This window comes from Exiguobacterium sp. s149 (genome assembly GCF_018618395.1).
GTDB classification, from domain to species: domain Bacteria; phylum Bacillota; class Bacilli; order Exiguobacteriales; family Exiguobacteriaceae; genus Exiguobacterium; species Exiguobacterium chiriqhucha.
Genome location: NZ_JACSLZ010000027.1, coordinates 1 through 382 on the forward strand (window position 1 = coordinate 1; position 382 = coordinate 382).

Below are 382 nucleotides of genomic sequence, written 5' to 3' on the forward strand. Positions count from 1 at the left end.
ACGAACCCGAACCAGTTGATGTATTGCACGTTGCACGGTACGCCTTGCACGCACGGCTTGATATCGGCGAAACCGGGTACTTTTTGAACCAAATAATGGTACAGTGAAACCAGACCTCCGAGGATGGAGAGCGGCAATACATACTTCTTCACCGCCCGGTCGTCCGTGAACACGGCGACCCCGAGCAAGATGACGAGCGGATACATAAAGATGCGTTGAATCCAGCAGAGCTCACATGGCACGAACTCGCGAATCTCGCTGAAATAAAGACTGCCGAGCGTCGCCGTGAGGGCGACGAGCCAAGCGAGATACAGACCATAACGGGTCAAGAATGAATGCTTCATGGCGTGCCTTGCTCAATCAATCGCTCAATCGTCTCGTA

The 382-nt window shown here is 53.1% G+C and carries 1 protein-coding gene; it reads right to left on the reverse strand.

Going from position 1 to position 382, the window contains the following annotated elements:
* Positions 1-344, reverse strand: a 344-nt coding sequence (locus KNP81_RS15175; protein ID WP_214720509.1) for a disulfide oxidoreductase, incomplete at its 3' end; no start/stop codon positions are given.
* Positions 345-382 lie beyond the last annotated feature (38 nt).